This window comes from Bradyrhizobium sp. 4 (assembly GCF_023100905.1).
GTDB lineage: Bacteria > Pseudomonadota > Alphaproteobacteria > Rhizobiales > Xanthobacteraceae > Bradyrhizobium.
Genome location: NZ_CP064687.1, coordinates 100,665 through 124,293 on the forward strand (window position 1 = coordinate 100,665; position 23,629 = coordinate 124,293).

Below are 23,629 nucleotides of genomic sequence, written 5' to 3' on the forward strand. Positions count from 1 at the left end.
AGCCCCTCGCATCGCCTTGAGACAGGAGTGGAATCTATGAAGCGAAGCATCCTTGGCCTGGTCGTGCTCTTGATGTTGCCGCTGACTGGATCGCGGGCAAGCGATGTGGTCACGGTCTGGGTCGAACCGTCGCAGAGCGTCGACGTCTATTGGGAGGTGAACCTCTCGGGCAAAGTGTACGTGGCAGCTGATATCGACGGGAGGCCCGCCTGCCTCGAGTATTGGTGGATCCGGTGGCCGACGACGTCGATCAAGTCGCTCGGCCGCCGCTGTGGCGCGACATCCTTCTCGGTTCGCGGACTTGCCGATCTCGCCGTCGGTGGCAAGCTGCGCGCCGGCAGTGCGGAGGCCAAGACACGCATCCGAGGTACGGCCTCGGAGCGGGTCGCGCACGATCTCTTCAGGGTTGAATTGTGAAAGAGGATCCCGTTGTGAAAGAGGATCCCGGAGGAATTATGGGTCAGAACAAGGCAGATCGGGTCGTCGGTTGTCCACCGCCGACCCTGTCGTCTATGTTGAACGCCGCCTTCGACGCTGGAGACGAGCATGAATCTGCCGACACGCAGCAAACAGAAGAAGGCCAAAACCGAATCCTATGCCATTCTGATCTACACGCTGCGCAACGTCGAAATGTTTCGGAACATGACGGGAAAGCAACTACGGCATCAGGGCGGGTGACGAATAACTAATGAAACACAATTGAGATCGTCACGGTCCCCACAATCCGCAAAACCGACGGGACTCGCGATGAGCAGTCGCAACCGGTATCTCATCCAGGAAGAACGTCGGCGCGCCGGCGCCATCAGAGGTGGCCTCTTCGCGGCGCGCGCTGAGTTTCAGGCAGGAGAGCGCGACGGGAAAGAGCTGCTGGTTATCGCCGAACAATATCTGGAGACCGTCGACCGCCTGCAATATCTCGAGCTTTTCGACGCCGATACGCTCGAGCCAGTTGAGAGCCCGCTACATCGGCCTGCCACCTTGTGCGCGGCAGCCTACATCGGCTCGACGCACCTCATCGACAACGTATTGCTCGACCGTATCTGCCCCGTAGCGGCGCCAAGCTGCCTATGAGCTCTGCCCCGATACGCCCGTCTCATGCTCCTTCAGATCCCTATGATCCGCTGTTCCGAAAAGCGGCTGCGCTTCATGCTCCAGTCCGTGTCGTGGGCCAGTACGAACTTCAAACTGGATTAAATCCGCGGGGCACGGTCAGACCGCGACTACCGAACAAGTTGGTTGCAGATCGATCGGTCTCCCGCCGCTTCTGATGGAGGCGATGAAATCCCTGAAGATAGCAGTCAAACGCAGGATTTAGGCGTGAGCTCGCCACTCATTGCGAAAATGCATACGATCTCTTGGGGCATGCTCGACTACCAGCGTCAACTCCGGTGCATCTAGATGAATCATGTTACCGCAAATAGAGATCGCCGCGAAATGTCGCTCATGACCGACGAACAGTGCGAGCTTGAACGCTGCAAGCAAGAGATTACGCGTCTTAAACAGTTGGTTGTGCAGCTGTCTGAAATTGTTCTACGCAACGTTGTAAATAGCGCAGAGGCACGAAGCCCAGCCCCATGAGTCGCTGAGCGCCCCCCGCCGGCCGGCGGAAACGAACGTAGTAGCGCGCTGTTCTCCGCAGCGCGGCACCCACCTTCCGGGCTGCGGAGCGCCCTCGCACTGGCCGCCGGGTAATAGTTGGCTTCGCGAGATAGCAGCCCCACTCCAACCCACGTACCTCACGTTGCTGTCTTATCCTGCTGCGAGCGATAAGTCTCTGCGAGTCGCAAGAAGTTTTTAAGCACCACGTGCCCGTCTTGGGTAAGTATCGATTCCGGGTGGAACTGCACACCAAAAGTTGGTTGATAGCGATGTGCGAGGGCCATGATCTCGCCCTCGTCGGAACGCGCTCTCACCGTAAGATTCGGTGCGCATGACTCATCGAGCTCAACAACAAGAGAATGGTAGCGACCAACGCAAAGTGGCGACGGTAGCTCCCTGAATAGCCCTCGGCCGTCATGCGTTACATACGAGGACCGACCGTGCATAGGGCGACGTGCACGCGCCACCCGTCCGCCGAATACGCTCCCAATACACTGGTGTCCGAGGCAGATGCCGAGAATTGGAACGCGACCCGAAAGTTCGCGGACGACGGCCGTAGATACTCCGGCCTCAATTGGAGTGCACGGACCGGGGGAGATGACCACTGCGCGCGGCTTGAGGTCAACAAGCTCGCTCACGCTCATCGCGTCGTTCCGGAATACTTCCGTTGCTTCACCAAGCTTATGGAAATAGCGGGCAATGTTGAAGACGAAGGAGTCGTAGTTGTCGATGATGACAATCAAAGCGCACCGGATGTTTCAGCACGAAATGCGTCAAAGATTCGCTGCGCCTTGGCAAGCGTCTCCTCGTATTCTGCCGCCGGGTCCGACATCGCCGTTATACCGCTACCTGCATGAAACACAGCCATATCATCGTCGATCGTTACAGTGCGGATCGCGATGTTCGTGTCCATCTCCCCGTTGAAGCCGATGAAACCGATCGCCCCGCAATAGACCTCTCGCGCCACACGCTCGATTTCCGTAATTATCTGCATCGCTCGCACCTTGGGCGCCCCCGTAATGGAGCCACCAGGAAAGCAAGCTCGCAGTAGCGTAACCGCATCTTCGTCTCCCGCGAGTGTACCCGTAACGACGGAGACGAGGTGATGCACTGAGGCATAGGACTCGAGATCGCACAGGGCTGGAACGTCGACTGAATGTGGAGTGCAAACACGTGATAGATCGTTGCGCAGGAGGTCGACGATCATAATGTTCTCGGCACGATCCTTTTCGGACGCAACGAGCACGTTAGCGCGGCGCTGGTCTTCGTTGAAATCAGCCGAACGCGCGATCGTGCCTTTGATCGGCCGTGTTTCGACCTTTGTTCCGTCGAGCTTCAGGAATCGCTCAGGTGAGCTCGATGCGATGGTCAGCTTTCCGTACCGTAGGAGGGCCCCAAAGGGTGCCGGGTTCAATGACCGCAGTTGACGATAGAAGGTGAGCGGATCGAATATAGTCGACAGCCTGGCCGTGAAGCGCTGCGCAATGTTGGCTTGGAAGAGGTCTCCGGCCAGAATCAAGTCGATGACGCGCTGTACCGCCGTAATGTATGCTTCTCGGCTGAAGTTTGAATTCCATGCGCCCGCTGTGCCGGGGAGCACGATCCGCGGCGACTTTGGGTTGGCAAGCAGGGCTGCGAACTCATCGGCTCGACGACGTGCGCGCTCGCCGCGACGTGCGGGATCCTGCTCCGGCCATCCGGTCGAGACGATCCAGCATCTGTTGTTCCGGTGGTCGTAGCTGACGACCACGTCGTAAAGATGCAGAATGGAATGGGGTAAACGCTGACCGGGAATTGCCGGCGCCGGCAATCGCTCCAGCGTCCTGTTCAAATCGTAAGCGAAGAAGCCAGCCGCGCCTGCCTGAAATGGCGGGAGATCGGGACGATGCTCTTGCGGATAGTTGGCGAGAAGAGTGCGAAGAACTCCCCATGGATCGCCATCGATATCTTCGCCGTTGCAACTCGCCCGTCCCCCCGCGACTATGTAGGTGCTGAATGGATCGCAGGTCACATATGAGTAACGCCCGAGCAACTCATGCGTTGCTGCGCTATCGAGAAACGAGAGGTGCGGTCGATGCGCGAGACATTGCACCGCTGTGATAGGCTCAATCCACTGTAGTTCACGGACGTGCATCGGCTATGAGTCACCGGCGACTGGCGTGCTGTGAGACACGCTTCGAATATGATCCCGACCACAACGAGAGCGACGCTGGTCGGAGCGCCGCAAGCTCTCGAGATTGAGTGTCAGGCTAAGCCCCGTCGGTGGATGCGATGCGCGGACTAAGTTGGACTACGCCTGCCGCTGAGACGAAACGCGCATCTGTTGATAAGTCATAGTCGGCCGCGAGGCGCAGCTCGCGCAGTGGTCGTGCTCGCCTGATCGATTCCTGGTAGAGCTCATGCGCTTTGTAGGCTGCGAGTTCCGTCTCGTTGTCGAACTCACCATAGACTACGACGTCGATATCGTTGCCGAACTGGTCGGCCTTGCGATTGCGAGCAATCTCGAGCCGCCGGGCATGCGAGATCCTGGTGAGAAGCGAGAGGCCTTCGATCATTTGGTCGATATGGGCCTTATCTTTGGCGGTAAACAAGACGATGTGACGGATCATGGATGGCCATAGGTTAAAATCGCGAGCAGATCGCATAGCTATCTTGGAATCGAGCCTGCTGCAACGCTAGTGCCACATGCCGCCTCGCGCGGCAAACAGACAGGGTTTGACACTCTTGCGATGGCCTGCGGCCTGAAGCGGAGCCCGCCAATCTCATTCTGGTCAGGACACGGGAAGGGCAAGGCGCTCAATCGTCTGAATGTGGCGTGCGAGCAGGTTGCAGGCTTGATCGACGTTGCGCGCTCGCAGTGCCTGCAGAATCAGGCGGTGATCCTGATTGGATCGCGGTCGCCCCCCAGCATTGCGCGCCATCGCGAACACCAATCGCGAATTTGCAAGCTGTAGTCCGTCGAGACTGGCGAGCAGGCGCGGCATCGCGCACGGCGCCACCAGCGCCTGGTGAAAGGCGCGGTTGGCCATCTCAAAATCCTGAATCGTCTGGGCATTGTCTCCTTCAATCAGGGCAAGCTCAATTCGTGCCAAATGGGTGGACGTGAACTTTGGCGCCGCATTGCGCAATGCGACCACTTCGAGCGCGGCACGCATCTCGGCGATCTCTTTCACTGAATTGGTATCAAGCGGGGCAACCCGAACGCCGCGACGGGGCACAGCGACGACAAGATGTTGCGCCTCCAATTGCCGAAAAGCCTCGCGTACCGGGACGTGGCTCGAGTTGAACTCCCGCGCGACATGATCCTGCCGCAGCGGGGCATCTGGCTGGATGGCGCCGCTGATGATGCGCTCTCCGATTGACTCGGCAATGCGCCAGGCAACGGTCGTACTCTCGCTGTCGGTCATCATAGATTATCTATCGAAAAAACGGGTGCGTTCGCAGGCGGTGTGGATTAGCATCAAGCGAAGGTCAACGATCATAGATAATCGCCAGTGTTATCTATGATCAATCATTGATGGGAACGCAAGTCTTAATGATTGCCTCTGGGAGAGTAGAACGGAACGACAGTAGAATCGGCGCACAGCTCCGCAGTAACTGGGAGCGCGCCGAGGCCCAAGCGCTCTACAGCCTGCCGTTTGCCGACCTGATGTTTCGGGCGCAAAGCGTTCACCGCGACAACTTCGATCCAAACCACGTCCAAACCGCAAGCCTGCTCAGCATCAAGACGGGCGGCTGTCCGGAAGATTGCGGCTACTGCTCCCAGAGCGCGCATTACCAGACCGGTCTGAAAGCGACCCGCCTGATGGATTGCGCCGATGTGGTCGCCAGCGCACAGCGCGCCAAAGATTCCGGCGCGAGCCGCTTCTGCATGGCCGCGGCCTGGCGCAGTCCAAAAGACCGCGATCTCGATCAGGTCTGCGATATGGTTAGCGCGGTCAAAGGTCTTGGAATGGAAACCTGCGTCACGCTCGGCATGCTGACCCCGAACCAGGCCATACAGCTCTTTGAGTCTGGACTCGACTTCTACAATCACAACGTCGACACCTCGCCGGAGTTCTACGGCAAGATCATCAGCACCCGTACTTTGCAGGATCGCATCGACACACTCGCACATGTTCGAGAGGCCGGTATCAAGGTGTGCAGCGGCGGCATTGTCGGCATGGGCGAGCGCGTCGAGGACCGCCTTGGCATGCTCGTGCTGCTCGCCAATCTCCCCAGCCATCCAGAGAGTGTTCCAATCAACATGTGGAACGAGGTCGAGGGCGTGCCCGTGAACGACACCGCGGAGCGTCCCGAACCCTTTGCGCTGGTCCGCCTGGTGGCGACCGCTCGGATCATGATGCCGAAGAGCGTCGTCCGGTTGTCCGCTGGACGGCAGTATATGACCGATGAACTGCAGGCGCTGTGCTTTTTTGCCGGCGCAAATTCAATCTTCATCGGCGACACGCTCTTGACCACGAAGAACCCGCAGCGCGATCGCGACACGAACTTGCTGGACCGGCTCGGCATCGCGTCCAGCCTGGCCTGAATCAATCAGAGCAGCGCGCCGCGCACAAATCCAGCTTGGGCGAGAAATGCAGATTACGTTGATGAAAGGCAAAATCCATCGCGCCTCGGTCACCGAAGCCGACCTGCACTATGAAGGTTCGATTTCGATTGACCGTGCGCTGCTGAATGCTGCGGGATTCTTGATCAACGAACGCGTTGAAATCTACAACATCGACACTGGAGCGCGGTTTGCCACCTATGTGATCGAAGCGCCTACAGGGTCAGGTATCATAGGTCTGAATGGTGCGGCTGCCCGTCTCGCCATGCCCGGAGACAAAGTTATTATCGTTGCATATGCCTCCTTTGACGAAGCCGACGCAAAAACGTTCAAGCCGCACGTTGTGCTGGTCGACCGAGACAATCGCATCTTGCCAGGCTGAAGCCGCGGGCCCGAAGTTCTTCCCTGCCATCAGAACCCTTGAGACACCAATCATACTGTCCGAGTGAAGAATGAATCCAATCCATGCGACCAAAGTTGCCGATTATGTCGCAGCCTTGCATGCCCTGAAAGAAGACGACCGGCTGCGCGGCCTCAAGCCGCGCGCGGGGATCGATTTCGCGTCGAACGACTATCTCGCGCTGGCGAGCGCGCCGCGCATGAAAAAGGCTGTCTTGGACGCGATCGAGGCCGGTACACCGATCGGTGCCGGCGGGTCGCGGCTTTTGCGCGGCAATTGCGAGGAGCACGAACGTCTCGAAGCAGACGCTGCAAGTTTCTTTGGGGCGGAGACAGCGCTTTTTTTTGGCGGCGGTTATGTCGCAAATTTCGCTGTCCTGACAACGCTGCCGCAGCGAGGCGATTTTCTCGTTCTTGATGCTCTGGTGCACGCGAGTATTCATGAAGGCGCGCGAGCTGGCCGGGCCGACTTTCGGACAAGCTCGCATAACGATCCGGAGTCGGTCGAAAGCGCGATTCGTGACTGGCGGGCCGGTGGCGGAATGGGCCGGATCTGGATCGTGGTCGAAAGTCTCTACAGCATGGACGGCGACTTTGCGCCTCTCACGGATATGGTCGCGCTCGCCGACCGGCATGATGCGTTCCTGATGGTAGACGAGGCCCACGCAACAGGCGTTTACGGCGAGCAGGGACGAGGACTCACCGCGCCCTATGAGGGACGCGAAAATCTGCTGGTCGTTCATACCTGCGGCAAGGCGCTGGGCGCGGCCGGCGCGCTCGTCACTGCGTCCGGCGTGCTGCGAGACTTTATGGTCAATCGTTGCCGTCCATTCATCTTCGCGACCGCGCCATCGCCGCTGATGGCTGTCGCCGTGAGGGAGGCGATTCTGATCCTGCAGCAGGAACCCGAGCGACAGCAGCGTCTCACCAAGCTGGTCGCGTTCTCGCATCGGGAGATGAGAGAGCGCGGCTGGAAAAGTCCTTCGGATTCGCAGATCGTACCATGCATCGTAGGCGACAATGCGCGCACGATGCGGCTCGCCTCTGCATTGCAGGCGCGCGGGTTCGATATCCGCGGAATCCGGCCGCCAACCGTGCCGGCGGGCACGGCCCGGTTGCGAATTTCACTGACGCTTAACGTGGGGGAGGACGGCGTGCGTGCAATGCTCGATGCCTTGATCGAGGAGACGAAAGGCGAGCTTCAATGAGTGTCAAAATCGTCGTGACGGGCACAGGTACCGGAATTGGAAAGACGGTGTTTTCCGCGGGGCTCGCCAATCTCCTCGGAGCGGACTATTGGAAGCCGATTCAGGCTGGTCTCGAAGGAGAGACCGATACCGAGGTCGTCGCTTGTCTTGGCGGCCTCTCAGCCGATCGCATCCTGCCGGAGCGTTACCGCCTTCAGACCCCCGCTTCGCCCCATCATTCTGCCGAACTTGACGGAGTTCGCATCGAGGCGGATTTGCTCGATGTGCCCGATACCGGGGAGCGGCCATTGGTGATCGAGGGCGCGGGCGGCCTGATGGTGCCGCTGAGCGGAGACACACTCTACATTGATGTCTTCGAGCGATGGAAGCTTCCAGTGGTGCTTTGCGCAAGCACAGCGCTGGGGACCATCAATCACTCGCTGCTGTCGATAGAGGCTCTCCGAAAACGTGAGATCCGCATTCTTGGGATGGCCTTCATTGGCGAAAGAAATGCTGAGACTCAGGTTGCGATTCGCGAGATGGGGCGGGTGCGCTGGCTAGGGCGATTGCCATGGCTTTCTCCCCTCACGGCAGACACGCTGCAGGCCGCATTCCAAGCCTCATTCCGTGCTGATGATTTCAATCCGTGATGCCGAAGACAAAGTCGCCGATCTGGCATCCGTTCACGCAACACGCGCTTCAAGGCGAAATGACAACGGTTGTACGTGCTGATGGTGCTTATCTGCACACAGCAGATGGACGCCGTATTATCGATGCAATCTCATCCTGGTGGGTGGTAACGCACGGTCACTGCCATCCACATATCGTAAGCGCCATTCAGGAACAAGCCGGTAAGCTCAATCAGATCATCTTTGCCGGCTATACCCACGATGCGGCTGAGGAGCTTGCTGCGCAACTGTTGAAGCTCGCACCCCGTGGTCTCGACTATGTCTTCTTCTCCGACAGTGGCTCTACCAGTGTCGAAGTCGCCTTGAAAATGGCACTCGGGTATTGGCATAATATCGGTCAGCAGCGAAGACGCATTGTCGTAATGCAACATTCCTACCACGGCGATACGGTTGGGGCGATGTCCGTTGGTGCCAGAGGCGTGTTCAACGCGGCGTACGGTCCGCTGCTGTTCGATGTTACCTCGATCCCGTTCCCCGCGAGAGGTCGTGAGCAGGCGACACTCGCTGCGCTCGAGTCGGCATGCCGAAACGAAATGCCAGCCGCCTTTATTGTGGAACCTCTGATATTGGGGGCGGGCGGGATGCTGATGTACCCAGCCTGGGTGCTAACAGTGATGAAGCGGATCTGTGAGGCGTCGGACGTGCTGTTCATTGCCGACGAGGTCATGACCGGCTGGGGCCGCACCGGATCGCTATTTGCTTGCGAGCAGGCCAATGTCACGCCCGATATCGCTTGCTATTCGAAAGGTCTCACGGGAGGGGCGCTCCCACTCGCGGTTACGCTCTGCCGTGCGCACATTTTCGACGCGCATTATTCGAAAGATCGTATGCGTACGTTCTATCATTCGAGTTCATATACGGCGAATCCGGTAGCCTGTGCCGCTGCAAAAGCGAACTTGGATCTTTGGTGGCATCGGGACTCCCGCGAGCGCGCCGCTTCGCTCGCCGCCATGCAAGAACGGGCAATTGAGCCATTCCGCGCCGACGCGCGCTTTGAAAACGTTCGCCGTTCCGGGACCATCACAGCGCTTGATTTGAAAACGGGCGATGGCGGCTATTTGGCGGACATCGGTCCGAAGCTTCAGGCTTTCTTTAACGACCGAAATCTGCTGCTGCGCCCGCTCGGCAATACCATCTACGTGATGCCGCCCTATTGCGTCACCGCGGCAGATCTCGACGAAATCTACGCTGGCATCAGCGATGCAGCCGATGCGCTGGCTTGAAGGCGCGCTTTTCGAGTTCGGACTCGCGCTCCTCCTCCGTAGCGATTCTCATCATCTCAGAAAGAAGGCCGAAAGACGGTCTCCGGTACAAAGCACGCTTGCGTTAATGAAGTCCGTGACTTCCCGGGAATTGACCAATGAAGCTTGGGAGTGACGGACCATGTCGGTGGCGCAAGCCGGCTTGATGGCTCGCAGTTCCTGATGTCAGTCCGCATCAGATTTTTGATCTTGCTGCCGCCGCGGGGCTTCCGGCACGATCACGAAGCAGGACCAGTGCTGACCGCAGGTCTCCAACAGCAGAGGCGTTGAAATCCACCGAAGAAGCCGGAGATCCAACAGCATTTGGGCGCGATCACGGGACTTATTGGATTGATCGATTGTCTGAAGTGCTCCAATGTAATGCTGAAACGACGCAAATGTGAAGCCGAGACAACACTCTCATTTGATCGAGACTGTTCGTTGCGTACAATGTCTGGGGAACAAAGGCGCAAGATCTGGCAAAGTCAGCGTGCCACAGCCAGAACATGGGGCAACGCCGCTGGGAGATATGATGTTGGACCGCGACGGTGACTTGATCTTTCAGCTTCTGCTTTACCTTAGTCTAGTGCTTATTGTTGCGTCTCTGATGGGCTTAAGCGCGGCGGGGATTGCAGCATGGTCGAGCGAATGACCGTCAGCAAGTATCAGTTCGCGGGCGAGCTGCGGCAGTTGATCGAGACGCACATCGGCCCGTCGAGCACGTTCGAAGACTACGTCCTCATAATCGGGGAGCTGGAAGGGGCGAAGAACAGGCTGGAGCTGGAGTCCGAGAAGTTCTCGGACGAGGAGGTTGACGCCTGCGAACTATAGCGAGCGCTTTGCACTGCACAGATCCGGTAGGCGGAGGCGGTCACGCACGATATGTCGATTGAGCAATTTGCGCCAGCCGCTCATCCTTCGCCGTGAGATGCTGCGCATTCTGAGCTCGGTGGACTGACCGCGAGCAATCATAATCGGGTGGAATAGCGGCGCTGCGCCGGCAGCGCGCCTCAGAACCGACCTATCACGCGGCTGAATGCCGGAATCGAGTAGATATCCAAAGTGGATAGACGCCGGGGGGCTACAATGGCTAAGGACAGGCTAACTGCGTTTGAGATCGATGACACTCAAACAGTCGATCAAAATATTTCTGCATTCACGAGCGAACTCAAGACAGTCGATGATGCTATCGCAAGAGTTTTGTCTGCGTCGCTCTCCAAGATCAGCCTAGAAATCCCATTCGATCAAGGCGAACTGCTTGACGCATTGTACGCGGCGACCGCGCCCGTCGAGCCCGAACAACCTTTCTCCAGCCATGGCGCCGCACAATGAGCGGTTGGTATCTTCAAAGGGTCTCCATCGAAGGGTTTCGCGGCATCAACAACGAGGGCGCACCGCTCGTACTCAAACTCAAGCCGGATTGCGTCAACTCGATTTCCGCGCCCAACGGGGTCGGAAAGACATCAATCTTCGACGCCATCGTTTATGCGATTACCGGTCGAATTCCGAAGTTGGAGGATCTACCGGCAGCCGAAAAGGGACCATCCTACTATCTTAACCGCTTCCATAGTGGTGGCGTCGGGACCGTCGCTCTGACCTTGGAGCCGGCCGCCGGTGGCGCGGAGGTCACCATAACCGTCCAGCGCGATGCCGCAGGCGCCCGGACTGTCTCGGCGAGCAACGGCGCAGATGGAGACGCCATTCTCGCTGATATCAATCGCGAGTTCGTCCTCCTTGACGGAAAGACCTTTCAGGACTTCATCGACTTTTCACCGCAGAAGCGCGGTCGATCGTTTGCCGGACTGCTCGGTCTGAAGCGTTACTCCGCCTTGCGACAGGGTCTTGCGTCGCTTGCGAACACGAAGGCATTCAACAACCACTTCGGCGTGGCCGCCAAGGAGGCCACTCAAAACAGCGCGACCGTTACCGCACAGCGCGCCCGGGCCAACATCAAGGAGGCCTACACGGCGCTGGTCGCAGACGAGTATGATCCGGCGGAAGCCGAAAGGACGATGCTCGCGAAGGCTCATTCCGCCCTTCATGGCGTCGAGCTGCTTAGGCCGATTTGCGAGGGTCGCACGTTCGAGGAGATCGACCCGTCGGCTTGCGTCGATGCCGCAAAGACCGCCGAGGGTGGTGAGGCAAGAGAACAGCTCGCGAAAATCCTCCGCGATCAAACGAGTTGGATTGACGCGGCGAAAACCGCGCCAAGCGAAGAGGATGCTGGGCGTCTGATCGAGCTAGCGGACGCCCGCGACACTGCGCTGCAGGTCACCCAAGGGGATCTGTTCCATCAGCTCTACGGCCTCAGCGAAACCATCCTTGCCGATGACTCCTGGGCGGATAAGTGCGTCTGCCCGGCGTGCGACCGATTGGACACCAATTCGGTTCTCAATCATGTTCGTCGTAAACTCGCCGACTTCGAGGCGGTTGAGGCGGCTTCGGCTAATCTGGTTCAAGAGTGGACCGAAAGGGGCTGGAATCAACTCGAAGACCTGGAGCGGTTAGGTCGCCGACCTGAAGAGGTGGCCCACCTTGCCGAGGCAAAGGACATCGGCGTCAAGGGAACCCTCGACGGCACGCGTGCACGTGCCGTTACTGAATGGCTGAAGACGCTGACCGATCGTGCCGACGCGAAGGTCGCAGAGCTCACGGATAGCAAGATGGCTCTGGAGAAGAGCTTGCCCGACAAACTCACGGCCGTTGTCGAAAAGGCTGAAGCCGCACGTCGTCTTCAGACGAATCTGTCGGACTTGCGCGCCGCCATGAAGGTGTATTCCGCCGTCGGCGCGGAGCTTGCGCGTATCGCCCGGGTAAAGACCTTTCTCGACGCCGCGAGCTCATCGTTCGCCAGCTCTGAATCCGCTACAAGCGCGCGTCGGCTCATCGCCATAGAACCGGTCACGCGGACCATCTTCGCGGCGATCATGTTCACCGATGTCGTGCCAGCACTGAAGAAGCGTGTCGGTAGCGAGGATCTCTCTATCTCCCTCGCACAATTCTGGACCCTGCCAGACATTTCAGCTCAAGCCGTTCTCTCTGAGAGCAATCGCAACGCATTTGCGATCAGCGTCTACTTGGCGGCAGCGTCGCTCTACGGGGCGGGGGCCAAGTTTCTCATTCTCGATGATGTAACATCGAGCCTCGATTCCGGGCACCAGTTTCATTTGATGAACGTGATCAAAGGACAATTTGCCCGCCCCGGCGTCCCCAGCGGTCCACAGGTAGTTCTGCTGAGCCATGACACCGTTCTCGAAAAGCTGTTCAACACTAACGCGAATGAGGGAGAGTGGTGGCATCAATGCATCCAGGGCACCGCGCGGACGGCCGTCCTGCCGCAGTCGGGTGCGATCCACAAAGTCCGCGATGCAACCCACGCCTTTCTCGACACCGGTAATACGGACGATGCTGCTCCGCGGATCAGGCAGTATCTGGAGTTCAAACTCGAGGAAGTCATCTCAAAGGTCGGCGTACCCGTACCGATTGCCATTGCTTTTAACGACGACAAACATATGGCAAAGAACTTGATCGACGCCATCAAGGCAGCTGTCGATCTCCACGATGCTGCTCGCCGCCTGGTGTTGGAGCCTGCCCAGATCACCGGTCTCGGCACCGCTGTAGCGACCATCGTGAGCAACTACCTGTCCCACTGGTCCACTGGTCAGACCCACGCCTTCACTGCCCCTTCCTTGAAAGGGGTGATGCAGGCGATTGAGAGTTTCGCAAGCTGCTTTCAGTTCGAGCACCCAGCCGGCTCGGGTCAGTACCGCTACTATCGCTCGCTTAGCCAAAAGTTTTGAACATCGGTGGTGAGGTCCTCTTGCCGGCACCGATGAGCCCGGCCTGATTAGCGGTCAACGCCATCGAAAATAGATCGCCTCGCAGGAGCCGCAGGTGCAACCGGCTTCGGTTCTTGTTCGCGCGGAACTGGAGACATGTAGTTCCACTCAGCCTGATGGTCAGGTTTGTCCTCGGCCTCCTTGCGGAGTTTCACTATCCCGAGCGGCCTGCGAACCTGCCAGCGCTGAAGCCACTCGCGAACTGGCCACAATTCAAGCCGCGAGATTTGCGGTAGCTAGAAGGTCATTGGAATGCGTCGAACCTCTGTCGCATTGATTATCGCCATTCTGTCGAGCGTAGCGTTGGCCGACGATTTTGTCGGCCAGGCCAGTGTTATCGACGGCGACACATTGGAAATACATGGAGTGCGCATCCGGCTCTGGGGCATCGATGCACCGGAGAGCGGCCAGCTGTGCCGTGGCGACGACAGCTTACAATATCGGTGTGGTGCTCAGGCGGCGAACGACCTTGACGCCTTCATTGGCCGCAGTGCCGTCAATTGTGTTCCAGTCAGCCTCGACCCGTATGGCCGCACCGTCGCGACCTGCTCGGTCGCAGGCAAGGATCTCGGTGGTTGGCTTGTACGCAACGGTCTTGCGCTGGATTGGCCCCAATACTCGAAGGGCAGGTATCACGAAGCTCAGCGCGAGGCTGAGCGCGCGGGCCGAGGACTTTGGAAGGGCAGCTACGTCGAGCCGTGGCTCTATCGTGCATGCATCCGCGCAAGTGGAAAGCCGTCCGCCTGTTCGGACGATGCCCATCCTTGATGCGATCCTCGCAAGGCGCCAATCCACAACGTGGGTTGGCCGATCACCGCACTTGGGCAGGTGGCTCTGGGGCCGTTTAGGCGGCTCACGCTACCCATCATTCCCAATCACCTCACTGCAAATGGGAATGAAATGGTTGCAGCGACAGGTGAATTGCCGGCCTCTGGTTACGCGCTTGAAGTGGACGGCCGGCTCAACGCCGAATTTGCAACCACAGACGGCGCCAGGGCAGGTGGAAGAACTAAAGAAGCGTTTTCCCATGCTTCAGATCAGGATCTATGAGGCGCAAACCAATGCCGCGAGGAAATCTAGGTCCTCCGACTTAAGCCCTGGTGGAATTCTTCCGCTTGTGCGCGTGCGGCTTCCGCCGCATCGGGCTCTCGTTGAACCGAGCCGCGTTGCGTCTCGGCCGTCCGGCTTCGATCCCTCGCGCAAGAGCCGCGGAGCTCCTCGCCGGGGGCACTCGGGAAAGGGGCTCGCCTGCGGCGATCGCTATCACTGCCCCGTTCCCGGGTGCCACTATTGAACCGGTCTCGTCGCTGCACTCGGACCCGCGTGCCCCTTCGGGTCGCTATGCTCACGCTCTCCGGGTGCCATTTCCCGTCGAGGCGATGCGCTCTTGGCGCACGCCCGGTCGGGCCTGCGGCCCCAGGCATCTCAGTATCTAGTTCTGAAAACTTGGGACGGAAGGCGGACCGGGTCGCAAATGTCGCATTCTGAATGAGAGGCTGAGAGTAAGAGTGTCGCGCGGTTTTGCCGTGACGGGTTACAGGCTGCGAGAGAGGCTCGCGGCGCCCGTCGCGGAGATCCGCGATGTCCAGACATCATTATCGGGCGCGCACCGGTGAGGACCGGACGAGCCTTTATGACGACATCACCAACAAGATCATCGCCGAACTGGAGGCCGGCCGTGTGCCGTGGGTGCAGCCCTGGGGCACCGCGGCGGCGACGGCGCCTTTGGCCATGCCGAAAAGCGCCGCGACCGGCCGCCAATACAGCGGCGTTAACATACTAATTCTCTGGGGGGCTGCCACTGAACACGCATTCACAGGTCAGAGCTGGCTCACATTCCGCCAGGCGCTATCGCTCGGTGGTCACGTTCGCAAGGGCGAGCGCGGCACGACCGTCGTCTATGCCGACCGCTTTGTGCCGGTCGACGAACAGCGCCGCGCGAGCGAGAACGGTGAGGAAGCGCAGACCATTCCGTTCCTCAAGCGCTTCACACTTTTCAACATCGATCAATGCGAGGGCTTGCCTCCGGACATCGCAACAACAGCGCCGCCTCCGCCGCCAGACCTGATCGAGCCGAAGGTCGAAAAGCTCATCAAGGCGACTGGCATCGACTTCCGCATCGGCGGCAACCGCGCCTTTTATGCGCCGACAGAAGATTATGTGCAGGTGCCGCCACCGCAAGCCTATTTCGAGCCGATCAACTGGCATCGAACGGCCTTGCATGAGCTGGCGCATAATGCCGCGATCCAGATTATGCCGCATGGCCTCTGTTGGAGGCTGGATATCCCGGTGTTGGCCATGCGGCTGTTCGGCATAATCAGAGCCCTTCAAGGAACGCGAGCAGTTTGTCGTCCGGCCGGAACCGACCCGGCGGCGCGGATGGTGCGGCGACGAGAGCGAGCGCCTTTTCCTTCATCCGCATATCGGCGTGGATGTAGATCTGGGTGGTCTCGACGTTCTCGTGACCAAGCCAGAGCGCGATCACCGCAGGATCGACGCCATGATGGAGCAGGTCCATCGCCGTGCTGTGGCGCAGCGTATGCGGTGTGACCCGCTTGGTGCCGATGCTCGGGCACGCGCGCGACGCCGTGAGGCAGTGCTTGCGGACCAGATGCTCAAGAGCGTCACGGCTCAGCCGTTCGCCCCGGATCGACGGGAACAGCGGCTTGCTCTGGTCTTTGTCGTTGCCGATCCACGTCGCCAGCAGCTTGGCTGTCTCGCGGCGAAGTGGGGTGGCGCGCTCCTTGCGGCCCTTGCCCATGCAACGGATGTGAGCGCCGGTTCCAAGCGCGACATCGCCCCGGGTAAGGCCGACCAGTTCGGAAGCTCGCAGGCCTGTCTGGATTGCGAGCAACAGCAGAGCATGATCGCGCCGGCCCGCCCATGTGGTGCGATCCGGAGCCGCCAGCAACGCCGCCATCTCTTCGGCATCGAGGAACGTAACTGCACGCTTCACATAGCGCTTGTTGGGCATGGCCAGGATACGCTGGCAGTGTAGTAGCCAGGTCGGATCGGTCATCGCGACGAAGCGGAAGAACGATCGGATCGCCGCGAGCCGGGTGTTGCGGCTGCGGGCGCTATTGCCCCGCGTGGTCTCGGTATGGGCGAGGAAGTCCGCGACCAGATCGGCGTCGATATCTTCGACCGTCAGGTTGACTGGCGGCTTGTTGCGGCGAGTGCTCGCGTACCTGAGCAGTAGCCGGAACGTATCGCGATAGCCAGCGACCGTATGTCGGCTCGCCTCCAGTTGCGTGCAAAGCCGCTCGGTGAAGAAGCGCTGGATCAGCGCAGGTAAGGCGATGGTGCTCATTGTGCCATCTCCCCGCCGCTCGCGGTGGCGCGGCCCATCGCTAGATCGAGCAGCTCCGGGACCGCCTCCAGATACCAATATGTTCCAGAAGGGTTGCTATGACCCAGATAGGTCGTCAGCCGGATCATCTCGCGCGCCGGGTCCTTGCCAGTCCGGTACCAGTTGATCATCGTACGCACGGCGAAGGTGTGGCGCAGGTCGTGGATGCGCGGTCCCCGGCCGTGCCGCTGGTACTGCTGCTCGGATCGCAATCCGATCTGCTGGCATGCTTGCGCAAAGTTGTAGCGGGCCCCACAGTCGGTGAGCCGAGTCGCCTTGTCAGTTATGAACATCGGCTTCGCCGGATGACCGATCAACCGGTCGCGTTTGACGCGATAGTCTAGCAGTCGCTCGACGGCGCTGGGGTCGAGCGGCAGCAGTCGCTCCTTCGTTCTTACCTTGTCGGACGCGTAACGCACCATTATCGGCATCGAGGTCGTCTCCATCGAGCGCGAGCGCCTCGCTGACGCGCAGGCCCGTGATCGCGATGAGTGCGAACAGCGTCGAGCAGGTCAGCCCGCGCAATCCGCAAATCGACGGAAGTGCCATTGCGGCCGCGATGATCGAAGCGACTTCCGCGTCGCTGTAGATATACGGTCGGGAGCGCATCACGGTATTCGGCAACAATCCCCGGGGCGGGGCTTCATGCGCCAGATCGAAGCTACTTAGCCACTGCGCGAAGAGGCGCACGACGGTAAGCCGCGCCGCTCGCGTCCTGCCGTTGGCCTCGTCGAGCGTAGCATGCCAGCGCAGGAACAGCGCCGTGTCGATATGCGTCGCACGCTCGCGGTCGGCAAACCGCGTGAAGCGGCGGAGGATGCGCTCGCTGGTGCTCAGGTCGTAGCCGAGGCTGCGCCGCACGGCCAGATAGCGATCGAGTTGGGAGGTGAGGCTCATTGCGCGCCTCCCACTACGGGCCAGGGCATTGCTATCGATCGCAGCCCATCTATGTCGAGACGGGCATATATCATGGTCGATGTGCGTGAGCGATGCCGCAGCACGTCACCCACCTCGTCGAGCGATGCACCCGAGTTCACCAACTGGACCGCAAGGCTATGACGCAGCAGGTGCGATCCCACATAGGGCGTCACCGGTTTCTGGCCGGTCGCCTTCAGGGCATCCTTTAGGACGGCGTTGACGATTTGGCCGTCATTGAACGGACGATGTGGCGCGCGATGGGTAACGAACATCATGCGGCAGGACGTGGGGCCGCGCTCCTCGCGCAGATAGCGGCTCAGCGCATCGCCAACCTCCGAGCTGATCGGCACGCGATCGTGGAGTTTGCCCTTGCCACGAACCAAGAGTTCGCCCGCGCGCCAGTCGACGTCGTCCAACCGGATCGCGATGACCTCGGCAGCACGCAAGCCAAGCCGGGCCATGATGAGCAGCATCGCATAGTCCCGAGCCCCGTGCCGCGGGTTGTGGCGCACGCAGGCGAGCACCGCCTCAACGCCCTCGGGCACCAGATGGCGCGGCAGTCGTGCTCCCCAGCGTTTCGCCGTTCTAGGCAGACTCAGAGCTAGATTGGTCGCTGTCGCGCCACTGCCGAACAGATATTGCAGGAAGATACGAACATGCGTCGCTATCGTCTTGTCGCGCCGCGCACTTGCCATTACGTGCTCAAGGAAGCTGCCCACGTCGGCGGGCCGCAACCGCCCCGGATCAACCATCGCATCGCCAAAGCGATGATCGAGGAACCGGTTGGCGAACCGCAGCGTGTGATAGATCGTCCGCGGGCTAAGGCCGCGATGCTTGACCAAATAGGTCTCGAAGTCCGCCAGTAGGGCCGCACGCGCTTGCTGCGCCTCGCTCAACGGCACTGGATGCGTCACGCCGATATCGAGGAGATGCTGCGCGAACCGGCGGGCCAACCTATACGGCCATATCGTGCCGGTTTTCTTACGCGGCACCTTGCGTCCCAGATGCTCGGCCATATCGAGCGTCAACGCTGAAGGACCGATGCCCTGGACATCCATCGCGTGACCCACCTTTCGTAGGATCGATAGGTAGGTCTTGACCGTGCCGGCGCTGTAATTCTCCGCCGCAAAACTCGCTGCGAACGAGCCAAGATGCGGCTCGATGCAGGTCTGCAAATATTGAGACATGATCTTCGTGCTCCTTGTTGTTGGAGCGACGAAGATTATGCCGAATGGGATTGGCGGGATCATGCCGCCAACCGGGCCCAGCCGAGCAGATGCGGCATAATCTGGATCGCGGCATTATGCGCCTTATGCCGATATCGGCATAAGGCGCATGCCAGCGGCCATCCGTCACGTCTCAACCGCGACTTGTCGGGCAGCTTTGGTACCAGGAAGTATGCCTTTGAGGAGTTGGTCGCGGAAATTGCCTCTGCGTTCGGTTGCGCGTCCCTCGGTATCGTACCGACGGTGCGGCACGCCGATTATATCGGCTCGTGGTTGGAGTAATGGCGAGCTTGCCATTATTCAAGTAATCAGCAGCAGATCATAATGTGAAGGAAGATTCTTAGCGCGGCCGGCTTGTGGAGATCGGCTAAAACGGCTTGCGATCTGCTGCGCATTATTTCCGGCATGAGACCCTCGGCTGTTGATCAAACACAGTTGAGGAAGCCTTCATGACACATGGATACAGCGCCCTTGTCTCGGAGCTTAGGGATGCTCTCACGCGACTGCGATATAACCGAGTTGCAGTTCATAACTATTGCCGCAACGCCGACCACTTTCTTGCGTATCTGACGGTACGCGCAATTGCTCTCGAAGCAGTCACGCCGGCCGACGTAACGGCTTATCTGCGGTTTGCGGTTCGACAATTTCGCAAGCGTCATGGCCGCGCTCCAGCTCGCTATTGGATAGGCATTCCCAGATCAGGAATCCACGCGCTGCTGAAACTCGCGTTGAAGCGCTGGCCACCTGAAACTGCGGCCATCAATGCTGGCGGGCGTCTTTGTCGAGAGGTGTGCGATCAGTATCAGACATGGCTGCGGGAGGAACGCGGGCTCGCCACGGCCTCGGTCGACGCCTTACTGTGGGAAGCTCGAAATTTTTGTGCTTGGCTCATCAAGCATTCGAACGCCAATTTTGCAGGCCTGACCGTCCGCGATCTCGATATTTACATGGATATGCGCGGGCTCGCGGGCTGACGCGGAAATCCTTGAAAGATGTCGCCGAGCGGCTTCGTTCGCTGCTGAAACATCTTCACAGGACAGGTCGCACCACGGCCGATCTCTCCCAGCACGTTATTGCTCCGCTGCTCTATGCCTATGAAGGCATCCCGTCCGCGTTAAGTTCGGATCATATCTCGATTGTCCTGAAATCTGTTCGAAAAGACCGGTCGCCGATGGGCTTGCGCGACTATGCCATCCTTCAGCTTCTTGCGACCTATGGGTTACGTTCCGGCGAGATAAGCCGTTTGCGGTTAGAAGACATCGATTGGCGGGCGGACATTCTGCACATCCGCCGCTCCAAAACGGGTGATCATTCTCTTCTGCCCTTGTTTGAGGCCGTTGGGGAAGCGCTGATCGAGTACCTCCGGCACGGCCGCCCTGAAACTGGTGTGCGGGAGATATTTGTTCGCACCCGCGCACCCTACGTTCCCATGGTGCGTATTTATAACGAAGTCAGCCGGCGGATTGAGGCGGCAGGCGTCACACCAAGCGGCAAACGCGGCCCGCATACCTTCCGACATGCACGTGCAGTCAGTCTGCTACGGGCGTCGGTCCCGCGAAAGTTGATCGGAGACGTATTGGGTCATCGTTCAACGGAATCGACGATCCCCTACCTGAAACTTGCCACGGAGGACCTGCGCGCAATCGCCCTAGAGATCCCGGGACAGGAGGTGCGCTCATGAACGCTTGGCCCGACACCGATGGCAGAACGATTGCCCGTTATCTTGGTCGGCTCCGGCTACGCTGCTCGACCAGTCCGATCTATTACCGTCAGGCGCTCCGAACCTTCCAGGAAGTGGTTGTCCGGGATCAGCGCACACCCGGACAGCTTGGCCGAGAAGTGCTCGAAACGTGGTTGCGCGAATATGCCATGCACTGGCCCATGGCGACGCTGCTGCATCGCGCCCGCATCGTCAATCGCTTCCTCGACTTCCTCGTGGGGGAAGCGCTGATCGTCAGCAATCCCATTGCTGATTTGCGTGCCGAGTACCATGCGAAAAGCGACAAGGCTATCGTGCGGTCGCTGCTCGCGCCCGATCCCGATCAGGCACTCGAAGCGCTACGGCAGTTCCCACCGTTCAGCAGTGTTCTCGGCGACCTCATGCGCAACCACATCGCGCTGATGCAGGCGAGAGGTTATCGCTATCAGACGCAGACCCGCTGGTTCTGGCGGTTCGATCGCTTCTTGCAAGCGCATCCGGAGTTGGCGGGAGAGTCAGTATCGATCATGTTGCAGCACTGGGCGGCCGCGCGATCAACCGCCAACCATGCCGCCGAATGCGAAAAGCTCGCTCGTGCCTTGGCCAAGGCACAGCATCATCTCGATCCCAGCACCAAACCAAGACGTCCGGATCCCCGTCCTGCACAACAGGTCGCGCGACATTGGCGTCGGCCATATATTTACAGCGCGCAAGAGGTTCGCCGTCTCCTCGACATCGCTCTGACCTACCCCTCTCCACGCTCACCGTTGCGGCCGATCAGCCTCTACACCATGCTGGTCCTGACCTATTGCGCGGGATTGCGGTTGGGAGAACTCGCACGCCTGAACCTTGCCGATATCGATCTGCAGGTTGGCACGATTACCATCCGGGAGACGAAGTTCTTCAAATCGAGGATCTTGCCATTGGCTGACAGTGCGTTGTCGGCGCTGCGGGAATATCTGGAGGCGAGACGCAAGGCGAAGATGCCACAAAGCCCCGAATCTGGCCTGTTCTGGCACGATCAGGGCAATGCGCGCTACACGTCGCACGCCATCGCCGGTTGCCTTGTCGACATCCTGCGGCGTGCCGGACTCAAGGCGGCGAAAGGCAAGACTGGCCCTCGCATCCACGACCTGCGTCACTCGTTTGTGGTGAACCGCATTCTCGAATGGTACCGCGCCGGCATCAATCCGCAGGACAAGCTTCCATTCCTCGCGACATATCTGGGGCACCGCGATATCCACTCGACGCTGGTTTACATCACGGTCACCCAGGAACTCCTTCAGCAAGCAAACGAACGCTTCCGGACGTTCGCGTCACATTGCCTGCACGCGTCAGAGGGGGTGCAGCCATGAAACCGGTCGACCCGTTCCCGAGGCTGCTTCATGCCTTCTTTTACGAGTGGATGGTTCAGCAGCGAAATGCCTCTGCGCACACCGTTCGGTCCTACCGTGACACATGGCGCCTGTTCCTCAGGTTCGTGGCTCAACGCCGACGCCGGCCGATAGCCCAGCTCGCACTGGGGGACCTGACGGCCTCCGAGGTCAAGACCTTCCTGCAATACACCGAGCAGGAACGCGGAGATACGATTGGCACGCGCAACTGTCGCCTGTCCGCATTACGTAGCTTCTTTAGCTTCGTTGCTGACCGCGAGCCGACGGCTATCGAGCAATGCACCCAGATTCTGCACGTGCCCATGAAGAAAGCGCCGATCCATGCGCCGTGCTATCTGGAGCCCGAGGAGGTGAAGGCCATTCTGGCGCAGCCCGACCGCTCGACGATTGAGGGGCAACGCGACCACGCGCTCTTCTGCTTCCTCTACAATACCGGCGCGCGCATCCAGGAGGCGCTCGATGTTTGCCTGCGGGCGATCCGGTTCGACTCGCCAACCTGCGTGCGTCTTTACGGCAAGGGACGAAAAGAACGGCTGAGCCCTCTTTGGCCAGAAACCGTGTCGTTGCTAAGATCGCAGCTCATGCGACAGCCGAGGGCCGACAACGAGCCCATCTTCGTCAATCGGTATGGTGTCCCGCTCGGCGCATCGGGCGTCCGCTTCAAACTGGCGCAATACGTCGAAGCGGCAGCGAAGATCATGCCGAGCCTGGCCTCAAAGCACGTAACACCTCATAGCTTCCGTCATGCGACGGCGGTGCATCTGGTAGCGGCAGGCGTTGACGTCACTGTGATCCGAAGCTGGCTCGGCCATGTCAGCCTCGACACCACAAACCACTACGCTCAGGCAAATCTGGAAACAAAGCGCCTGGCGTTGGAGCGCCTCGAAAGCCCGTCACGATCGGCAAAACGACCATCGTGGAAACAGGACCAGAGCGTTCTGGCCTGGCTCGATACCCTTTAGCGGCAAGGAAATAATGTGGAGGAGATCGCGCACTATCCCAGCATAACACCGGAAACGTGGTGCTCCTTCACATTATGATCTGCTGCTGATTACTCGATGTGTTGCGCGAGGACAATCGTGCAATTGTGCGGGCCGCTTCACAGGCCAGCAAGGTCGCGGACTATCTCCTTGGATTCTTGCCAGCACCCGCTGCCCACATGAAGGCGGAAAAAGCGGACCAGGAAGCGGCGTGAGGCTCCGCCCGGTCACCGCGGGAACGAGAGTGAGAGGGCGGGTCGTTTTCCGCGATGGGTTGGAGGTCGAGAGAGAGGCTCTCGGCCGCCCGTCGTGGAGAATCGGCATGACGAAGGCTGTCCAAAAGATCACCTTGTCGCCCTCGCGTAATATTCCGTTCAACAAGCTGGTGCTGAGCCAGTCCAACGTCCGGCATGTGACGGCGGGCATTTCCATCGAGCAACTCGCCGAAAGTATCGCGCAGCGTACGCTCCTGCAGAGTCTCAACGTGCGGGCGGTTGTTCGTGCGTACGGTTGCGAGCGGCGTGGAGGTCCTGTCGAAAGTGCTCGACCCCTATCCGATC

The 23,629-nt window shown here is 59.6% G+C and carries 19 protein-coding genes and 7 pseudogenes; 19 read left to right on the top strand and 7 right to left on the bottom strand.

What is annotated here, in order from left to right:
• Positions 1–36: 36 nt before the first annotated feature.
• The 3 genes and pseudogenes from IVB45_RS37870 to IVB45_RS37875 all read left to right on the top strand — a co-directional run.
• Complete coding sequence (locus IVB45_RS37870) at positions 37–417, top strand: hypothetical protein (RefSeq protein WP_247282192.1); 381 nt, start codon at positions 37–39, stop codon at positions 415–417.
• A 129-nt stretch (positions 418–546) separates the two neighbouring features.
• Positions 547–678 carry a hypothetical protein gene (locus tag IVB45_RS38965; protein ID WP_256466594.1) on the top strand — a complete coding sequence of 44 codons (132 nt, stop codon included), beginning with the start codon at positions 547–549 and terminating at the stop codon, positions 676–678.
• Between the two features lie 20 nt (positions 679–698).
• Positions 699–1,071, top strand: a pseudogene (locus IVB45_RS37875) (pantoate--beta-alanine ligase); the annotation flags it as partial.
• A gap of 665 nt (positions 1,072–1,736) precedes the next feature.
• Here the strand turns inward: IVB45_RS37875 and IVB45_RS37880 are convergent.
• The 4 genes from IVB45_RS37880 to IVB45_RS37895 all read right to left on the bottom strand — a co-directional run bounded on the left by IVB45_RS37880 (position 1,737) and on the right by IVB45_RS37895 (position 5,009).
• On the bottom strand, positions 1,737–2,342 hold the full coding sequence (locus IVB45_RS37880) for an aminodeoxychorismate/anthranilate synthase component II (RefSeq protein ID WP_247358133.1): 606 nt from the start codon (positions 2,340–2,342) through the stop codon (positions 1,737–1,739).
• Positions 2,339–3,733, bottom strand: coding sequence for an aminodeoxychorismate synthase component I (gene pabB / locus IVB45_RS37885; RefSeq protein ID WP_247358134.1), 1,395 nt, complete (start codon positions 3,731–3,733; stop codon positions 2,339–2,341). Before pabB ends, IVB45_RS37880 begins: the two co-directional genes overlap by 4 nt.
• Positions 3,734–3,848: 115 nt before the next feature.
• The gene (locus IVB45_RS37890) at positions 3,849–4,208 is read right to left on the bottom strand and encodes a Dabb family protein (protein WP_247282189.1); all 360 of its coding nucleotides are present in this window, start codon (positions 4,206–4,208) and stop codon (positions 3,849–3,851) included.
• Between the two features lie 162 nt (positions 4,209–4,370).
• Positions 4,371–5,009 (bottom strand): GntR family transcriptional regulator, encoded by a 639-nt coding sequence (locus tag IVB45_RS37895; protein WP_247282188.1) that lies wholly within the window; start codon positions 5,007–5,009, stop codon positions 4,371–4,373.
• A 125-nt stretch (positions 5,010–5,134) separates the two neighbouring features.
• On the opposite strand from IVB45_RS37895, the gene bioB reads away from it, so the two are divergent.
• The 10 genes and pseudogenes from bioB to IVB45_RS37945 form a co-directional block, all read left to right on the top strand.
• A complete protein-coding gene (gene bioB, locus IVB45_RS37900; protein ID WP_247282303.1) occupies positions 5,135–6,130 on the top strand; it encodes a biotin synthase BioB in 996 nt (331 codons plus the stop codon).
• Positions 6,131–6,176: 46 nt separating this feature from the next.
• The gene (gene panD, locus IVB45_RS37905) at positions 6,177–6,530 is read left to right on the top strand and encodes an aspartate 1-decarboxylase (protein WP_247358135.1); all 354 of its coding nucleotides are present in this window, start codon (positions 6,177–6,179) and stop codon (positions 6,528–6,530) included.
• Between the two features lie 70 nt (positions 6,531–6,600).
• A complete protein-coding gene (locus IVB45_RS37910) occupies positions 6,601–7,755 on the top strand; it encodes an 8-amino-7-oxononanoate synthase (RefSeq protein WP_247282186.1) in 1,155 nt (384 codons plus the stop codon).
• The gene (gene bioD, locus IVB45_RS37915; protein WP_247282185.1) at positions 7,752–8,384 is read left to right on the top strand and encodes a dethiobiotin synthase; all 633 of its coding nucleotides are present in this window, start codon (positions 7,752–7,754) and stop codon (positions 8,382–8,384) included. The genes IVB45_RS37910 and bioD overlap by 4 nt, the downstream gene beginning before the upstream one ends.
• Entirely contained in the window at positions 8,384–9,646 is a 1,263-nt protein-coding gene (locus IVB45_RS37920; protein ID WP_247282184.1) for an adenosylmethionine--8-amino-7-oxononanoate transaminase, read from the top strand. The genes bioD and IVB45_RS37920 overlap by 1 nt, the downstream gene beginning before the upstream one ends.
• Before the next feature lie 654 nt (positions 9,647–10,300).
• Positions 10,301–10,495 (top strand): hypothetical protein, encoded by a 195-nt coding sequence (locus tag IVB45_RS37925; RefSeq protein ID WP_247282183.1) that lies wholly within the window; start codon positions 10,301–10,303, stop codon positions 10,493–10,495.
• Positions 10,496–10,750: 255 nt separating this feature from the next.
• Entirely contained in the window at positions 10,751–10,996 is a 246-nt protein-coding gene (locus IVB45_RS37930) for a hypothetical protein (protein WP_247282182.1), read from the top strand.
• Positions 10,993–13,464: an AAA family ATPase gene (locus IVB45_RS37935; RefSeq protein ID WP_247358136.1), complete on the top strand. Its 2,472-nt coding sequence runs from the start codon at positions 10,993–10,995 to the stop codon at positions 13,462–13,464. Before IVB45_RS37930 ends, IVB45_RS37935 begins: the two co-directional genes overlap by 4 nt.
• A gap of 291 nt (positions 13,465–13,755) precedes the next feature.
• On the top strand, positions 13,756–14,271 hold the full coding sequence (locus IVB45_RS37940) for a thermonuclease family protein (protein ID WP_247282180.1): 516 nt from the start codon (positions 13,756–13,758) through the stop codon (positions 14,269–14,271).
• 813 nt (positions 14,272–15,084) lie between these two features.
• A pseudogene (locus IVB45_RS37945) lies at positions 15,085–15,732 on the top strand (ArdC-like ssDNA-binding domain-containing protein); the annotation flags it as partial.
• Positions 15,733–15,820: 88 nt separating this feature from the next.
• Here the strand turns inward: IVB45_RS37945 and IVB45_RS37950 are convergent.
• The 3 genes and pseudogenes from IVB45_RS37950 to IVB45_RS37960 all read right to left on the bottom strand — a co-directional run bounded on the left by IVB45_RS37950 (position 15,821) and on the right by IVB45_RS37960 (position 18,957).
• A complete protein-coding gene (locus IVB45_RS37950) occupies positions 15,821–16,813 on the bottom strand; it encodes a tyrosine-type recombinase/integrase (protein ID WP_247297730.1) in 993 nt (330 codons plus the stop codon).
• Positions 16,810–17,749: pseudogene (locus IVB45_RS37955) on the bottom strand (tyrosine-type recombinase/integrase). The gene IVB45_RS37950 and the pseudogene IVB45_RS37955 overlap by 4 nt, the downstream one beginning before the upstream one ends.
• Positions 17,746–18,957, bottom strand: coding sequence for a tyrosine-type recombinase/integrase (locus tag IVB45_RS37960; RefSeq protein WP_247358139.1), 1,212 nt, complete (start codon positions 18,955–18,957; stop codon positions 17,746–17,748). The pseudogene IVB45_RS37955 and the gene IVB45_RS37960 overlap by 4 nt, the downstream one beginning before the upstream one ends.
• Before the next feature lie 144 nt (positions 18,958–19,101).
• On the opposite strand from IVB45_RS37960, the pseudogene IVB45_RS37965 reads away from it, so the two are divergent.
• The 6 genes and pseudogenes from IVB45_RS37965 to IVB45_RS37990 all read left to right on the top strand — a co-directional run.
• Positions 19,102–19,326: pseudogene (locus IVB45_RS37965) on the top strand (zincin-like metallopeptidase domain-containing protein); the annotation flags it as partial.
• Between the two features lie 119 nt (positions 19,327–19,445).
• A pseudogene (locus tag IVB45_RS37970) lies at positions 19,446–20,677 on the top strand (site-specific integrase).
• Positions 20,674–22,050 carry a tyrosine-type recombinase/integrase gene (locus tag IVB45_RS37975; protein WP_247358140.1) on the top strand — a complete coding sequence of 459 codons (1,377 nt, stop codon included), beginning with the start codon at positions 20,674–20,676 and terminating at the stop codon, positions 22,048–22,050. Before IVB45_RS37970 ends, IVB45_RS37975 begins: the two are co-directional and overlap by 4 nt.
• Positions 22,047–23,051, top strand: coding sequence for a tyrosine-type recombinase/integrase (locus IVB45_RS37980; RefSeq protein WP_247358141.1), 1,005 nt, complete (start codon positions 22,047–22,049; stop codon positions 23,049–23,051). The genes IVB45_RS37975 and IVB45_RS37980 overlap by 4 nt, the downstream gene beginning before the upstream one ends.
• 92 nt (positions 23,052–23,143) lie before the next feature.
• Positions 23,144–23,284: pseudogene (locus tag IVB45_RS37985) on the top strand (antirestriction protein ArdC); the annotation flags it as partial.
• A gap of 107 nt (positions 23,285–23,391) precedes the next feature.
• Positions 23,392–23,568 (top strand): annotated as a pseudogene (locus IVB45_RS37990) (DNA-binding protein); the annotation flags it as partial.
• Positions 23,569–23,629 lie beyond the last annotated feature (61 nt).

Excerpts from the sequence above, each read along its gene's own strand:
- IVB45_RS37870 (WP_247282192.1), top strand. The coding sequence starts at position 37 with ATGAAGCGAAGCATCCTTGGCCTGGTCGTGCTCTTGATGTTGCCGCTG.
- IVB45_RS38965 (WP_256466594.1), top strand. The coding sequence starts at position 547 with ATGAATCTGCCGACACGCAGCAAACAGAAGAAGGCCAAAACCGAATCC.
- pabB (WP_247358134.1), bottom strand. The coding sequence starts at position 3,733 with ATGCACGTCCGTGAACTACAGTGGATTGAGCCTATCACAGCGGTGCAA.
- IVB45_RS37890 (WP_247282189.1), bottom strand. The coding sequence starts at position 4,208 with ATGATCCGTCACATCGTCTTGTTTACCGCCAAAGATAAGGCCCATATC.
- IVB45_RS37895 (WP_247282188.1), bottom strand. The coding sequence starts at position 5,009 with ATGATGACCGACAGCGAGAGTACGACCGTTGCCTGGCGCATTGCCGAG.
- bioB (WP_247282303.1), top strand. The coding sequence starts at position 5,135 with ATGATTGCCTCTGGGAGAGTAGAACGGAACGACAGTAGAATCGGCGCA.
- panD (WP_247358135.1), top strand. The coding sequence starts at position 6,177 with ATGCAGATTACGTTGATGAAAGGCAAAATCCATCGCGCCTCGGTCACC.
- IVB45_RS37910 (WP_247282186.1), top strand. The coding sequence starts at position 6,601 with ATGAATCCAATCCATGCGACCAAAGTTGCCGATTATGTCGCAGCCTTG.
- bioD (WP_247282185.1), top strand. The coding sequence starts at position 7,752 with ATGAGTGTCAAAATCGTCGTGACGGGCACAGGTACCGGAATTGGAAAG.
- IVB45_RS37920 (WP_247282184.1), top strand. The coding sequence starts at position 8,384 with ATGCCGAAGACAAAGTCGCCGATCTGGCATCCGTTCACGCAACACGCG.
- IVB45_RS37925 (WP_247282183.1), top strand. The coding sequence starts at position 10,301 with ATGGTCGAGCGAATGACCGTCAGCAAGTATCAGTTCGCGGGCGAGCTG.
- IVB45_RS37930 (WP_247282182.1), top strand. The coding sequence starts at position 10,751 with ATGGCTAAGGACAGGCTAACTGCGTTTGAGATCGATGACACTCAAACA.
- IVB45_RS37935 (WP_247358136.1), top strand. The coding sequence starts at position 10,993 with ATGAGCGGTTGGTATCTTCAAAGGGTCTCCATCGAAGGGTTTCGCGGC.
- IVB45_RS37940 (WP_247282180.1), top strand. The coding sequence starts at position 13,756 with ATGCGTCGAACCTCTGTCGCATTGATTATCGCCATTCTGTCGAGCGTA.
- IVB45_RS37950 (WP_247297730.1), bottom strand. The coding sequence starts at position 16,813 with ATGAGCACCATCGCCTTACCTGCGCTGATCCAGCGCTTCTTCACCGAG.
- IVB45_RS37960 (WP_247358139.1), bottom strand. The coding sequence starts at position 18,957 with ATGTCTCAATATTTGCAGACCTGCATCGAGCCGCATCTTGGCTCGTTC.
- IVB45_RS37975 (WP_247358140.1), top strand. The coding sequence starts at position 20,674 with ATGAACGCTTGGCCCGACACCGATGGCAGAACGATTGCCCGTTATCTT.
- IVB45_RS37980 (WP_247358141.1), top strand. The coding sequence starts at position 22,047 with ATGAAACCGGTCGACCCGTTCCCGAGGCTGCTTCATGCCTTCTTTTAC.